Genomic DNA, 13,852 nt, shown 5'->3' with positions numbered 1-13,852 from the left:
TGAGTTTTTACTCATTAATCCTAATTCATTCCAGTCTGCTTCGGCAGGCTTTTTTTTTGCTTACAAACTTTTTTGTGTCATATATGATATACTTTATACAGTTATTTGAAAGAGGTTTTGCCGTGAAAGTTGCATTTTCATCAGACAATCATTTTGATTTAAATAAAATAGATGTTAAACGTGCAATGCATATACAAGCGTTGTATTTATTAAATCACGACATTAATTTGTATGTTATTGCCGGTGATTTATTTAATGATTTTAATAAATCACTCGCATTTGCGCGTGACATGCAAGATGTTCTGGGTGACAAAGTGCTGATACGTTTTATTGCTGGTAATCATGATATGGGGAACGGTGTGACCTATGAAGAGCTCGAAAGCGATATTGACCCACTCTATTTCCACAATAAATTTATTGATTTGACACCAACCGTCAGGTTAATTGGTAACAATGGTTGGTACAACTATGATTTTGTTGGCGATGATTATACAGAAGCGCAAATTCAAAGCTTTAAGAAATCATTTTGGTACGATCGTCGAATTAAACAACCTGTTTCGGATAAAGAACGTTTTAATCGTAATATGACTCAAATAAAGTCGCAATTAAACAAAGCTGATCACAAACAAACAGTGGTTGTGTCACACTTTGTACCAAGAATTGATTATATCAAGCGGTTTCCTAACGGTCTGTCGCGTTTAGATATGGCAAACGCACTATTAGGTAGTAAACAATTTGGCCAAATACTAGATCATTCCTATACGATTGACACGATTACAGGGCATCTGCATTTGCATCCAGCACCACTAAAAGTGGGGAACAATACGTATTATAATGCGGCTGTTGGTTATAACACCGCACGCGTACACGAATGGGCAAGCGATGATTTTATAACAGAGTGGCAAAATCATTTGGTAATATTAGAATTTTAAGATGCTGGCAACGGCGTTTTTTTTATTGCTTTTTTAAAATTAGTTTGACTATCGAAATAAATCATGAGATAATTTTGTTATTATATATTTCGATAGTCGAAGTATTAGACGAAAGGAAATGTGTTTGGCAAGCATTCGTATCACGACTGATCCATCTACTGCCAAGCACGCTTATACATTATGCCAGTGCTTACAACAACAGAAATTATGGCCCTTATCCCAAACCGTTATCCTATTCTTTATATGGATTACGTTGAGGAAATGGTGCCTGATGAATCAATTGTTGCGGTTAAAAACGTAACAATTAACGAACAGTTTTTCCAAGGACATTTCCCAGGAAATCCTGTCATGCCAGGTGTGCTTATTATTGAATCATTAGCACAAGCTGCTTCTATATTAATTTTATCATCACCACAATTTAAGGGTAAGACAGCCTACATGACAGGCATTGATAATGCTAAATTTAAAAAGATGGTTGTGCCTGGAGATGTCTTAAAACTACATGTTTCCTTTGGCAAGCTACGTTCAAACATGGGGAGTGTTATCGTTGAAGCTAAAGTTGATGGCAAAACAGCAACATCTGCTGAATTGATGTTTGTTGTTTCACCAGATGAAACAGAATGAACGAACCATTATTAGAAGATTTTGAAGAATTAAATAATGAACTTGTTTCCGTGTTTAATAATGTGATGTGGATAGAAGAAGCTGCCTTGAAGCAAAGTTATTTTTCAGATATTACATTAAAGGATATGCATACAATTGATGCGATATCTATGTATTCTGAAAAAAGTGCTTCGCAAGTAGCTAAAATAATTCACTTGACGCCAAGTGCCATGACAACTGCTATTGATCGATTGGTTGATAAGGGGTACATTGAAAGACGACGTTCTAATACAGATCGTCGTGTTGTCCGCTTGGGTTTAACGCATAAAGGACGCGTTGTTTATCGTGCACATCAAGGCTTTCATCGTGATTTAACACACAACCTTCTGGACAATATGCAACCATCAGAAGCTGAAACAGTCAAACGGGCAATTCATAATTTAGTGAGCTATTTAGCAAATGTCATTAAACAATAAAGGGGAGCTATGGAAAAGTTAAAAATTGTGGCGTCAGCGCGACAACTTCCAGAGCAGCAAGTTACGAATCAAACATTGAGTCAAATCATGGATACTAATGACGATTGGATCTTTAGTCGTACAGGAATTCATCAACGACACATTGTGACCAATGAAAACACCAGTGATTTAGCAATAAAAGTAGCTACGCAACTACTTAATAAAACAGGGATTGCAGCTGAAACATTAGATTTTATTATCGTCAGTACGATGTCACCAGATAGTTTATCACCAAGTACTGCAGCTATTGTGCAAGGCGCCATTGGTGCTAATAATGCGTTCGCATTTGATTTGAGCGCAGCTTGTTCAGGTTTTGTTTACGGCATGAGCGTGGCTTCTGGTTTGTTATCTACAAGGTACCATCGTGGTATGGTTATTGGCGCAGAGGTATTATCTAAATTAGTGGATTGGCAAGATCGTACCACAGCGGTATTGTTTGGTGATGGCGCGGCAGGCGTACTTGTCGAGACAACACAAGATCATGTTGGGTTACTGGCAGAAGAACTTCAAACGTTTGGTAACAAAGGAGATAATCTCATTGCAGGTCGATTTGCCAACAAAAATCCATTTGCTGGTGAGATTAGTCCTGAAGATCCATATTTCCATCAAAATGGTCGTGAAGTTTATAGTTTTGCGACACGTGAAGTGCCGAATGTTCTACAAGTTGCATTAGATAAGGCAAATGTTTCGGCAGATGATGTTGATTATTACTTATTGCATCAGGCTAATGCGCGTATTGTATCTTCAATCGCTAAGCGTTTTGGCCAACCGGCAGATAAATTTCCAACAAACATGGCCACAAACGGTAATACGAGTGCAGCAAGTGTTGGTTTATTGTATGATGAACTTGTTGCTTCTGGTCAAGTACATGCGGGCCAAACCATTGCGTTCGTTGGTTTTGGTGGTGGCTTGACAGTTGGTGCGCAAATTTTTAAAATTTAATTTCCCGGTGTAGACGGCTGCACCGTAAAAATCTAACGAAAATACATAATACAAGAATAGTAGGAGAATAAAGTTATGACAGATGCAGAAATTTTTGACAAAGTTAAAGAAATATTGGTTGATCAATTTGATTTAGAAGAAAATGAAGTGACTTTAACAACAGATTTGACAAACGATATTGATGCAGATTCATTGGATTTGTTTGAAGTTTTGAACCGTGTTGAAGATGATTTTGACATTAAGTTGGCTGTTGCAGAAAACATTAAGACAACACAAGACTTGGTTGACAAGGTTAAGGAACAATTGGCAGCTTAAATGTTACATGTGATCAGTCATTGGTCACGTACATAGTTTATTTAAAGGAAAAAAGATGGCAACTAACGTAGATAACCCAATTTTTAAAAAATTAGGCATGAAGTATCCCATTGTTGAGGGTGGTATGACTTGGGCTGGGACAGGCGCCTTGGCTGCTGCGGTTTCTGAAGGTGGCGGTCTGGGATTTATTGGTACCGGCTACTGGCATGGTGAAGATGTGCGTAAAGAAATTCAGCGTGTTAAGTCACTCACAGACAAACCATTTGGTGTTAATGTGATGCTACTTAGTCGTCATATTCGCGAAGTCTTTGATGTTATTATTGAAGAAGGTGTTGCAGTTGTAGCTACCGGCGCTGGCGATCCGTCACCGTTTTTAGACGAATTACATGCTGCTGGTATTATTGTTATGCCGGTTGTGCCTTCTGTTTCATTAGCTCAAATGATGGAAAAAAAGGGTGTTGATGCCGTTATTGCTGAAGGTATGGAATCTGGTGGTCATATTGGTATGTTAACGACCATGACTTTAGTGCCACAAGTTGTTGATGCTGTTAATATTCCAGTGATTGCTGCAGGTGGTATTGGTGATGGTCGTGGTGTTGCTGCAGCATTTATGTTAGGCGCAGCAGGTGCTCAAATGGGTACGCGGTTCTTAACGGCAACTGAATCTGAAGTGCATGACAATTTCAAAGCTAAAATTATTAAAGCTAAGGATATTGATACGATTGTAACTGGTAACATCATGGGTAACCGTGCACGTGTATTAAAGAACAAAATGGCTAGAAATTTTGTTAAAAATGAAGTGAATGAGTTACAAAAAGAAAAGCCCGATGCAGCAGCTATTGAAGCACTTGAATCAGGAACATTGCGTCGTGCTGTCCAAGAAGGCGACAAAGAAGGTGGCGCTTTCATGGCCGGTCAAGTATCTGGTATGATTAAAGATGAAAAACCAGCAGCTGATATTTTGTCGGATATATGGACACAAGCAACTGACTTGATGGGAATTGAAAATAAAACACTGTCATAATAACCGACAATCGTCGGTTTGATTGTAAGTAGATAGTATATGGGGTTTAATTAATATGAAACTAGGTATCTTATTTAGTGGTCAAGGTGCACAACAAGCTGGCATGGGTTTCGATCTGTATCAGGCCTTACCAGAATATAAAGCAACAGTTGATCAGGCTTCCAACATTTTAGGGTATGATTTACAAGCGGTTGCTAACGATGAGAATAAGATCAAACAAACAGCTTACGCACAACCTGCTATTTTAACAATGAGTCAAGCAATAATTAATGCGTTAGGTACTGCCTTACCAGCACCAGTAGCTGGGTTAGGGTTGAGCTTAGGCGAATATTCGGCTTTGTCAGCTAGCGGTGCCTTAACATTTGATCAAGCTGTAGCGATTATTAAGGATCGTGGTATCTACATGCAATCAGTTGGGGATGCTAATCCAGGTAAGATGGTCGCTGTTATGGGTGATAATCAAAAACTTGTTGAAGACGTCTTGTCTGATTTACAATTAGAAGGTAAACGTGTCTATCCAGCTAATTATAATACTTTTGCACAGTTGGTTATTGGTGGCGTAGCAGCTGATGTGGACATTGCAGTTGATGCATTGACTGTAGCTGGTATAAAGCGCATGGTAGAATTACCAGTATCAGGGGCATTTCACACGCCGTTGCTAAAAGATGCAGCATTACAGTTAACAACGCGTTTAGCTGGTGAAACATTCAATAACATGACATACCCAGTATATTCAAATACTACAGGTGAGTTGTTCACACCAGAGACATTGTTTGATACATTGACAAAACAAATTATTTCACCAACTTATTTTGCACAAGCCATGCAAAAGATGTTAGATGCTGGTGTTGATACTTTCTTAGAGATTGGGCCATCAGAAACACTGGTCAAATTTGCTAAAAAAATTGCGCCAAAAGAAGTTAAGCGCTATGCGATTACTGATTTAGATAGCTTTAACGCCGTACGTGATATCTTGCTAACGGAAGGAAAGGAAGTTTAACATGACGGATTTTACAAATAAAACAGTCTTAGTGACTGGTTCATCGCGAGGCATTGGACTCGCAATTGCAAAAGCTTTTGACGCTGCTGGTGCAAATTTAATTTTGCACGCACGGTCAGAAATCAAACCGGAAGTATTGGCTGAGTTCCAACAAACGCCACAAACATTGCAATTTGATATTACTGATGCAGACGTTGCAGAAGAAAATATTAAAGCATTGTATAAGCAAGAAGGATTCACTGGAATTGATGTATTGGTCAATAATGCTGGTATCACAAAGGATCAGTTAGCCATGGCAATGTCCCCTGCTGATTTTGCTAGTGTTGTGAATGTTAATTTGAACGGCACTTTCAATGTGACACAACCTATCTTCAAAAAAATGATTCGCCAAAAACATGGTGCGATTGTTAATTTAAGCTCAGTCGTTGGTTTGATGGGAAATATGGGTCAGGTCAATTATGCAGCTTCAAAGGCCGGTATTATTGGTTTTACAAAGTCTTTGGCAAAAGAAGGTGCACGTCGTGGTATTCGCGTGAATGCGATTGCGCCAGGCATGATTGTGTCTGACATGACAGCAGTATTGCCAGAAGCTACACAAGCTGATATTTTGAAGAATATCCCGTTGTCACGTTTCGGTGAGGCCAGTGAAGTTGCTGAAGCCGTATTATTCTTAGCTGATAGTGCTTATATCACAGGTCAAACACTGACTGTTGATGGCGGCCTATATATTTAATTAAAGGAGAAACATATGTCACGAGTAGTAATCACTGGACTTGGTGCAGTTACACCACTTGGAAATGATACAGAAACATTTTTGAATGGTATCTTTAACGAAGAAATCGGTATCAAGCCTATTACAAAATTTGATGCTTCAGAAACAGGCATTACAGTTGCTGGTCAAGTAGATGGTTTTGATGCAGCTAAGCGTGTTGGCAAAAGAGACGCGCGTAAGTTAGATTTGTTTTCTCAATATGCGATTGATGCTGCGGACCAAGCATTGGAAAACGCTGGATTAAAATCACCAGAAGGTTCAGAAAATCCAACGACTGTTGAAGATCCTAATCGTTTTGGGGTCATCTTGGGAAATGGTATTGGTGGTTTGACAACAATCCAAGAACAAGTTATTAAAATGCATGACAAGGGGCCACAACGTGTTAGTCCGTTGTTTGTACCAGAATCAATTCCTAACATGGTGTCTGGTAACGTATCAATTCGTTTTGGTGCCAAGGGTGTTAACTATACAATTGTTACAGCATGTGCTTCAGCAACGAATGCCATTGGCGAAGCTTTCTGGCGTATTCAATCAGGTAAAGCAGATGTTATGCTAACTGGTGGTGCAGAAGCGACTGTCAATGAGATTGGTATTGCAGGTTTCGCTGCATTAACTGCGTTATCAACAGAAGAAAATCCTGCTGAGGCCTCAAAGCCATTTGATAAAAACCGTCATGGTTTCGTTCTTGGTGAGGGGTCTGGTATACTGGTTATCGAAAGTTTGGAACATGCACAAGCGCGTGGTGCAAATATTTTAGCTGAAGTAGTGGGTTATGGTTCATCATCTGATGCTTACCACATGACATCACCAACGCCTGACGGCGAAGGTGCTGCACGTGCATTGGTAGATGCCCTGACAGATGCTGACTTAAAGCCAGAACAAATTTCATATATCAATGCCCATGGTACAGCAACTGGGGCTAATGATTCAGGTGAAGCACACGCCATAGCAACTGTCTTTGGTGCAAATTCATTACCAGTTTCATCAACAAAAGGTATGACAGGACACCTATTGGGTGCCGCGGGTGCTATTGAAGCTTTGATTTCAGTTGGCGCATTAACACGTGGCGAATTACCTGTCAATGTAGGTGTTGATGAACAAGATGATGACACACGTGTTATCAATTTGGTTACCAAAGAAACGAAGCATCAAGCACCAGAATATGTTTTGAGTGCGAATTATGGTTTCGGTGGTCATAACGCTGCTGTTATTTTCAAAAATTGGCACAATGAGGCTTAATCCATGAGTTTAAATATTAATGAAATCCATGAGTTAATGAACGATGTAGAGAATAGTTCATTACGCGAATTTAAAATAATTGATGGTGATTTTAGTTTACATTTGTCAAAAAATGAAAACCCAGCAATGGTTAACACATCAATTTCAACGCCAACTGCACCAGCACCAGTAACGGCTGACGCACCATCTGCAGATCATCCTCTGGCGCAACCAGCCAATGATGGCGTAGAAATCGTTGCGCCAATGGTTGGCACAGTTTATCTCCAACCAAAACCTGAGGCACCAATGTTTAAAGCGGTGGGAGACAAGGTTACTGTTGGTGAAACGGTTGCCGTTATTGAAGCCATGAAATTGATGACAGAGATTCATAGTGATGTTGCAGGAACAGTTTCAAAAATTCTTGTTGAGAATGAAGAAGTTGTTGATTACAATAAACCTTTGTATATTATTGAAAAAGATTAAAACATGCGGACTTTCCGCGTACATATTTGAAGAGGAGGAGCGCAAAAAATAATGTGGCGTCATATATTGTTTTTTGCCTAAATGAAAATGACCGTATTAAATACCCAACAAATTATGGAGATCATACCGCATCGTTATCCAATGCTGATGCTAGATACAGTTGAGGAACTAGTTCCCGGTGAAAAGGTTGTCGCTTTTAAGAATATCTCAATTAACGAAGAAATCTTCCAAGGGCATTTTCCAGGAAATCCAACATTTCCTGGTGCGTTAACTGTTGAAGCATTAGCGCAAGCTGGTGCTGTTGCCTTATTGTCATTACCTGAGTACAAAGGGAAAACTGCCTACTTTGGTGGGATTAAAAAGGCACGTTATCGCCAAATGGTACGTCCAGGTGATCGTCTAAAACTAGAAGTGACAATTGAACGCCTTCGTGGACCAATTGGTACAGGTAAAGGGATTGTTTGGATTGGTGACAAAAAGGCAACAACTGCGGAACTAACATTCATCATTGGAGATTAACTGTGTTTAAAAAAGTATTGGTTGCAAATCGTGGTGAAATCGCGGTACGCATTATTCGGACGTTAAAAGAAATGGGTATCGCATCAGTTGCTATTTATTCAACAGCTGATAAGGATAGCTTGCATGTGCAAATTGCTGATGAGGCAATTTCAGTAGGCGGTCCTAAGCCAAAAGATTCTTATTTAAATATGAAAAACATATTGAGTGCAGCGTTGCTTTCTGGTGCTGAGGCCATTCATCCTGGTTACGGCTTTTTAGCAGAAAATGCTTTATTTGCTGAAATGGTTGGTGAAGTAGGCATTAAGTGGATTGGCCCACGCCCAGAAACAATTGAACTCATGGGTAATAAGGCAAATGCGCGTGAAGAAATGCGGCGTGCTGGCGTTCCAGTTATTCCGGGTTCTGATGGCTTTATTCGCGACTTTGATGAAGCTAAGGAAGTTGCAGACCGCATCGGTTATCCACTACTCCTAAAAGCTGCCGCTGGCGGCGGTGGTAAGGGTATGCGATTTGTGTACGGTGAAGATGAACTGTCTGATAAATTTGACGACGCACAAAATGAAGCACGGTCTTCTTTTGGTGATGATCACATGTATATTGAAAAAGTCATGGAACGTGTGCGTCATATTGAAATGCAAGTATTTCGTGATGACAATGGCCATGTTGTTTATTTGCCAGAACGTAATTGTTCGTTACAGAGAAATAATCAGAAGGTTATGGAAGAATCGCCAGCTACAGGTGTAACACCTGAAATGCGTGCACATTTGGGTGATATTGTCACTCGCGCAGCGCAAGCATTACGTTATGTAAATACTGGAACGATTGAGTTTTTGCAAGATCGTAATGGCGATTTTTACTTCATGGAGATGAATACGCGTATTCAAGTTGAACATCCAGTTTCTGAAATGGTAACCGGATTGGATTTAATTAAACTACAAATTTCTGTAGCTGCGGGTGAGGATTTACCTGTTTCACAAAAGGATGTTGCAGTTCAAGGACACTCAATTGAGATTCGTTTGACGGCAGAAAAACCTGAGAAAAACTTTGCGCCAAGTGCCGGTACGGTAGAATTTGTGTTCTTACCAACTGGTGGCCCTGGTATTCGTATCGATTCAGCAATGTTTAATGGTGATAAGATACAACCATTTTACGATTCAATGATTGGTAAACTAATTGTACATGGCGCTGATCGTGTGCAGGCAATGGCTAAAATTTATCGTATTGTTGATGAAACAGTTATCCGTGGTGTTGAGACGAGTCGTAGCTTTCAAAAAGCGCTATTAGCTGATCCTCAGGTTCAGCGTGGCGATTTTGATACACGTTACTTAGAAACTGAATTTTTACCACGTTGGGTGCAAAGCTTACCAAGCGGTGAATAAATATATACCGCGTATGGTGACATATGCGGTATTGTTGTGTTAAGGATGCCATGAGTATCTTTAATTTACTATGAATAATGAGGAGGCATATGTTAACTGTTTAATAATTGTTCTTCAGTATAGGCTGTGTTTTTGATTTGACATCGACGCAGTTAATGACCTTAAACAGTTAATAGAATACTAATTATGGATTTATATGATAATCAAAAATCAACCTCGCGAATTAAACGTGACGCCTCGGTTAATGACCGTATCCCGGATGGTTTGTTCTTAGCTTGCCCATATTGTGGTGTACAGCTTTATAATAAACAATTAGGACGTTATCGTGTGTGTGCGCACTGTGGTTATGGTTTCCGTTTGCAAGCCCGTGAGCGAATTGAATTACTGACGCAGTCGTTTGAAGAGATGGATTCAGAAATTGAGATGACAGCGCCAGACTTTCCAGGATATGCTGAAAAATTAGAACGGGCTAAATCACAAACTGGTCTGGGTGAATCTGTACTAACAGGTCTTGCAACAATTGAAGATGAAAAAGTAGCGCTTGGCGTGATGGATTCATATTTCATGATGGGTTCTTTGGGCACAATGACTGGTGAAAAAATTACGCGGTTATTTGAGTATGCAACAAATCGTTCGTTACCTGTTGTCTTATTCACAGCTTCTGGTGGTGCTCGAATGCAAGAAGGTATTAATTCTTTGATGCAAATGGCTAAAGTGTCAGCAGCTGTTGCAGCCCACCAAGAAGCAGGACTATTATACTTGGTTGTTCTAACTGATCCAACGACGGGTGGCGTAACAGCAAGTTTTGCTATGCAAGGGGATGTTACTTTCGCTGAACCGCATGCATTGGTTGGTTTTGCGGGTGCTCGCGTTATTGAATCAACAATTCATGAAAAACTACCAAAAGATTTTCAACGTGTTGAAACGTTACTAGAAAATGGTTTTGTGGATCAAATTGTACCACGAGCTGAACTTAACAAAATGATTGCAAGGGTGGTCAAGTTGCATCACGTGAGGGAGGTTTAAAATGGCAGTAAATATTGGATTGAAATTATTTAAGCGAGAGTTAACACCGTCCGAGGTTGTGAAAAAATCTCGAGAAGATAGGTTTTTGGCTCGCGAAATTATTGATGGTATTTTTACAGATTTCGTTGAATTACATGGTGATCGGTTGAGCGGTGATGATTCATCTGTGATCGGTGGCATTGCTGCTTTAAATGGTACGCCAGTGACAGTTATTGTCATTGATAAAGGTATTGATATTCACGATAAGCTGAGCAAACGAAATGGGTCACCTGAACCTTGGGGTTATCGAAAAGCACAGCGTTTGATGCAACAAGCAAATAAGTTCCACCGACCTATTGTGACGTTTATTAACACACCAGGTGCTTTTCCAGGAAAAACTGCTGAAGCACAAGGTCAAGGCGAAGCAATCGCGCAATCTATTTTAAAATCTATGAAGCTGACGGTGCCGATGATTGCGATTATCTACGGCGAGGCCGGTTCCGGTGGTGCATTAGCTTTAGCAGCCAGCGACCAAGTTTGGATGTTCCAGAATGCGACCTATTCAATTTTGTCACCAGAAGGTTTTGCGTCAATTTTGTGGAAAGATAGCAAACGTTCTGATGAAGCAGCAGCAGTTATGGGGCTAACGCCAAAGGATTTGTTGGGAAAAAATGTCATTGAATATATTATTCCAGAATCGCGTAATCATCCACGTGTGTTTAATTTAATTCGTAAGCGCCTTGATGATGAGTTTAGAACATTAAATACATTAACACCTCAGGAGTTGGTAAAACAACGACGTGCCCGCTTTAGAGCGTTTTGATGTGTTATAATAGATTGTGAGCTGATTAATTTTCGAATAAAATACATAGAACCATTGTATTTTTATTTTTGGGGTCGTTCTTGGAATTCGACAGGTCGTTTAGGGCATGGACTGCGTTTCGCCAACCGGGCGTAAAAACGGGCAGACTTTTTAACTGCAAAAAATGAAAACTCTTTCGCAATCGCTGCTTAAAACACAGTGATGCGTAACTTAATCTTGGTCTCTGACATCTGAGGTTAGGTCATAAAAGGTCAGATCGCGTATGATTTTACATCTGGAGAGCATACGTTAACTTAATCAGATTAGTGGTTAGTAGCTGCCTGGCGTTGTGGCGTAACTAATCATGAAATTTAAATGACAACACTATAAGCGTAGAGGTTCATGTACCGGGCGGTTTGGACAGGGGTTCGAATCCCCTCGGCTCCACTAAGCATTTCATGGCGTTGCATCAGGTTTCAAAAACCTTGATGTAGCGCCTTTTCTTATGAAAAACGTTGCACTGTATTTCATAGCATTTCACACAAAATGGGAAACTTTTAACACAATAAAACCCCGAAAGTTGGTTTAACTTTCGGGGTACACATCATGGTTTTATAATTTTAAATAATATGGACGCGATATAGGATATTAGCGATTACAATAAGAGTCTATTTAATTTTTTTCATTTTGAAGGGCGAAGTTAGTTACACTAAATGAAGTTATTTTGATCGTATGACTTCTGAATTTGTAACATAGTTAGTTTAAAATAAGTACGGAAATTGATAAATATGTAGCGAATAGTAACCATAATAAGTAAGGGACTAATAGTAGTTTAATGCGTCGTTTATCTATCCAGATAATAGCAATAACCAAAATATCCATTACTACGATCATTATTGTAGCTAACAAAAAATTTGAAAACGAGAAGAATACAACAGTCCAAAATATATTTAGTGCTAGTTGCACATACATATAGGTGTAGAGTGTTTGTCGATTGTTCTTCACAAAACTGAGGTTAGCACAATAAATGCCAAGTAAAATATAGAGTAGGCCCCATGCTGGACCAAACAGCCATTTTGGTGGTGCTAGTGGTGGTAAATTAAACGTGCCATATATGTCGCCTATTGACACACCACGTATCCATGTCACACTGAATGATGATAGCGTGCCAAGAATTAAAATAACTGCAATAAAGGCTATAGCTTTTATTGTGACAGAACTTTTCTTCATGTTAAAACTCCTTGTTTAATTTCAATGTACTAATAAATTATATATTGCTAAAAATAGTATTAATTTGTGCATTTATTTTCTCAGAATGATGCTGTTTTTGTAAGTTTCATTCCGTATTTTCAGAAAGTAAATTAGTTATCTTCATCAATATCTGGGCGCCGTATAATCACAATCTTTTTATCTAATGTTACTGTTATTCCTTGTTCAAAGTAGCCGCTAGATTCAACTGTAGCCTCATTCTCGCTAACTTTTAGCATGATTAGGGGGCCGCCTCTAAAGTTATCTGAAGTATCTCCAATAGCTATATTGCCTTGGTCATTATCCATAACGATTGTGTTTTCAGGCAAGACTAGTTGCCAACCATAAGCCACTGTTTGCGTCTTATTTTTTTGAGTATATTCGGCCATGCTTAATTCTCCTAATAGTTTTATTGAGTAGGTGTCATGCTGTTAAAGTGTTTCTGCACGTACACACGAATTGTTTTGAGTGCTTTTTATTTTAACGTATGTACCATAAAACTTATAATACCAATGACTAATAAAATACTACCAATGTACTTTTGATAGTTTTGAAGTGGACTTTGTTTTTTTGAAGCTCTAATTAATGAAAGACCAGTGAGTAAAAAAATAATTTGTAGCACTGTGCTCATGTTTTATCCTTTGTCATGATTTTATCGTTGTTCTGTATGTTATGCGATATGAGTATTTGAATAAAGTAATTTAAGTAAACGTAAAATATTATCTAACAAAATAACATCCGACAATCAAAACAGCATAACGTTACTAATCGATAAATGGCAATAAGATTGTAACTTGTTCAGTTATTAGGTATACTATTTAGTAAGTCAAAGCTGGGAGAAGTATCTTGGTAACAATTATTTATTGGATCGTTATGTTAACATTGATTGTCACAGGTGTTATTACAGGGTATCGCAGTTATCGTTATGCAAATTTAAAATTACATTGGTATACTTACCTCTTATATGTTGCTATATTTTTGTGCTGGATAACTGTCAGACCACAACTGAATGTTAACTTCGTATTAAATCTAAGTTCTGTTTTAGCAGTATTATATTTAATTACCACAATGCAGCGCCAATCGTAGGAACGGACA

Annotated in this window: 16 protein-coding genes and 1 other RNA gene; 15 read left to right on the top strand and 2 right to left on the bottom strand. The window is 38.9% G+C overall.

What is annotated here, in order from left to right:
• Positions 1 to 122 precede the first annotated feature (122 nt).
• The 15 genes from JOD28_RS07025 (at position 123) to ssrA (ending at position 11,959) form a co-directional block, all read left to right on the top strand.
• The gene (locus tag JOD28_RS07025) at positions 123 to 932 is read left to right on the top strand and encodes a metallophosphoesterase (protein ID WP_204770119.1); all 810 of its coding nucleotides are present in this window, start codon (positions 123 to 125) and stop codon (positions 930 to 932) included.
• A gap of 180 nt (positions 933 to 1,112) precedes the next feature.
• A complete protein-coding gene (gene fabZ / locus JOD28_RS07020) occupies positions 1,113 to 1,556 on the top strand; it encodes a 3-hydroxyacyl-ACP dehydratase FabZ (protein WP_041762829.1) in 444 nt (147 codons plus the stop codon).
• A complete protein-coding gene (locus tag JOD28_RS07015; protein ID WP_204770118.1) occupies positions 1,553 to 2,011 on the top strand; it encodes a MarR family winged helix-turn-helix transcriptional regulator in 459 nt (152 codons plus the stop codon). Before fabZ (JOD28_RS07020) ends, JOD28_RS07015 begins: the two co-directional genes overlap by 4 nt.
• A gap of 9 nt (positions 2,012 to 2,020) precedes the next feature.
• Positions 2,021 to 2,992: a beta-ketoacyl-ACP synthase III gene (locus JOD28_RS07010; RefSeq protein ID WP_204770117.1), complete on the top strand. Its 972-nt coding sequence runs from the start codon at positions 2,021 to 2,023 to the stop codon at positions 2,990 to 2,992.
• A gap of 75 nt (positions 2,993 to 3,067) precedes the next feature.
• Entirely contained in the window at positions 3,068 to 3,307 is a 240-nt protein-coding gene (locus JOD28_RS07005; protein WP_013103190.1) for an acyl carrier protein, read from the top strand.
• A 55-nt stretch (positions 3,308 to 3,362) separates the two neighbouring features.
• Positions 3,363 to 4,331, top strand: a complete 969-nt coding sequence (locus tag JOD28_RS07000; protein WP_204770116.1) for a nitronate monooxygenase — start codon at positions 3,363 to 3,365, stop codon at positions 4,329 to 4,331.
• A 55-nt stretch (positions 4,332 to 4,386) separates the two neighbouring features.
• Positions 4,387 to 5,331 (top strand): ACP S-malonyltransferase, encoded by a 945-nt coding sequence (locus JOD28_RS06995; RefSeq protein WP_204770115.1) that lies wholly within the window; start codon positions 4,387 to 4,389, stop codon positions 5,329 to 5,331.
• 1 nt (position 5,332) lies between these two features.
• Positions 5,333 to 6,064, top strand: a complete 732-nt coding sequence (locus JOD28_RS06990) for a beta-ketoacyl-ACP reductase (RefSeq protein WP_204770114.1) — start codon at positions 5,333 to 5,335, stop codon at positions 6,062 to 6,064.
• A 15-nt stretch (positions 6,065 to 6,079) separates the two neighbouring features.
• Positions 6,080 to 7,342, top strand: coding sequence for a beta-ketoacyl-ACP synthase II (gene fabF, locus JOD28_RS06985; RefSeq protein ID WP_204770113.1), 1,263 nt, complete (start codon positions 6,080 to 6,082; stop codon positions 7,340 to 7,342).
• Positions 7,343 to 7,345: 3 nt separating this feature from the next.
• Complete coding sequence (gene accB / locus JOD28_RS06980) at positions 7,346 to 7,804, top strand: acetyl-CoA carboxylase biotin carboxyl carrier protein (RefSeq protein ID WP_204770112.1); 459 nt, start codon at positions 7,346 to 7,348, stop codon at positions 7,802 to 7,804.
• 87 nt (positions 7,805 to 7,891) lie between these two features.
• The gene (gene fabZ / locus JOD28_RS06975; RefSeq protein WP_204770111.1) at positions 7,892 to 8,323 is read left to right on the top strand and encodes a 3-hydroxyacyl-ACP dehydratase FabZ; all 432 of its coding nucleotides are present in this window, start codon (positions 7,892 to 7,894) and stop codon (positions 8,321 to 8,323) included.
• A 2-nt stretch (positions 8,324 to 8,325) separates the two neighbouring features.
• Positions 8,326 to 9,702, top strand: coding sequence for an acetyl-CoA carboxylase biotin carboxylase subunit (locus JOD28_RS06970; protein WP_204770110.1), 1,377 nt, complete (start codon positions 8,326 to 8,328; stop codon positions 9,700 to 9,702).
• Between the two features lie 186 nt (positions 9,703 to 9,888).
• Positions 9,889 to 10,728, top strand: a complete 840-nt coding sequence (locus JOD28_RS06965; RefSeq protein ID WP_204770109.1) for an acetyl-CoA carboxylase carboxyltransferase subunit beta — start codon at positions 9,889 to 9,891, stop codon at positions 10,726 to 10,728.
• A 1-nt stretch (position 10,729) separates the two neighbouring features.
• Positions 10,730 to 11,530: a carboxyltransferase subunit alpha gene (gene accA, locus JOD28_RS06960; protein WP_204770108.1), complete on the top strand. Its 801-nt coding sequence runs from the start codon at positions 10,730 to 10,732 to the stop codon at positions 11,528 to 11,530.
• A 70-nt stretch (positions 11,531 to 11,600) separates the two neighbouring features.
• Positions 11,601 to 11,959: a transfer-messenger RNA gene (gene ssrA / locus JOD28_RS06955) on the top strand.
• A gap of 306 nt (positions 11,960 to 12,265) precedes the next feature.
• Here the strand turns inward: ssrA and JOD28_RS06950 are convergent.
• Together JOD28_RS06950 and JOD28_RS06945 are read right to left on the bottom strand one after the other, a co-directional pair.
• A complete protein-coding gene (locus JOD28_RS06950; RefSeq protein WP_204770107.1) occupies positions 12,266 to 12,739 on the bottom strand; it encodes a TspO/MBR family protein in 474 nt (157 codons plus the stop codon).
• A 131-nt stretch (positions 12,740 to 12,870) separates the two neighbouring features.
• The gene (locus tag JOD28_RS06945; protein ID WP_204770106.1) at positions 12,871 to 13,146 is read right to left on the bottom strand and encodes a hypothetical protein; all 276 of its coding nucleotides are present in this window, start codon (positions 13,144 to 13,146) and stop codon (positions 12,871 to 12,873) included.
• Positions 13,147 to 13,852: the final 706 nt, after the last annotated feature.

Source organism: Leuconostoc rapi, from assembly GCF_016908715.1.
Taxonomy (GTDB): Bacteria; Bacillota; Bacilli; order Lactobacillales; family Lactobacillaceae; genus Leuconostoc; species Leuconostoc rapi.
This window is presented reverse-complemented; position numbering and strand designations above follow the sequence as displayed.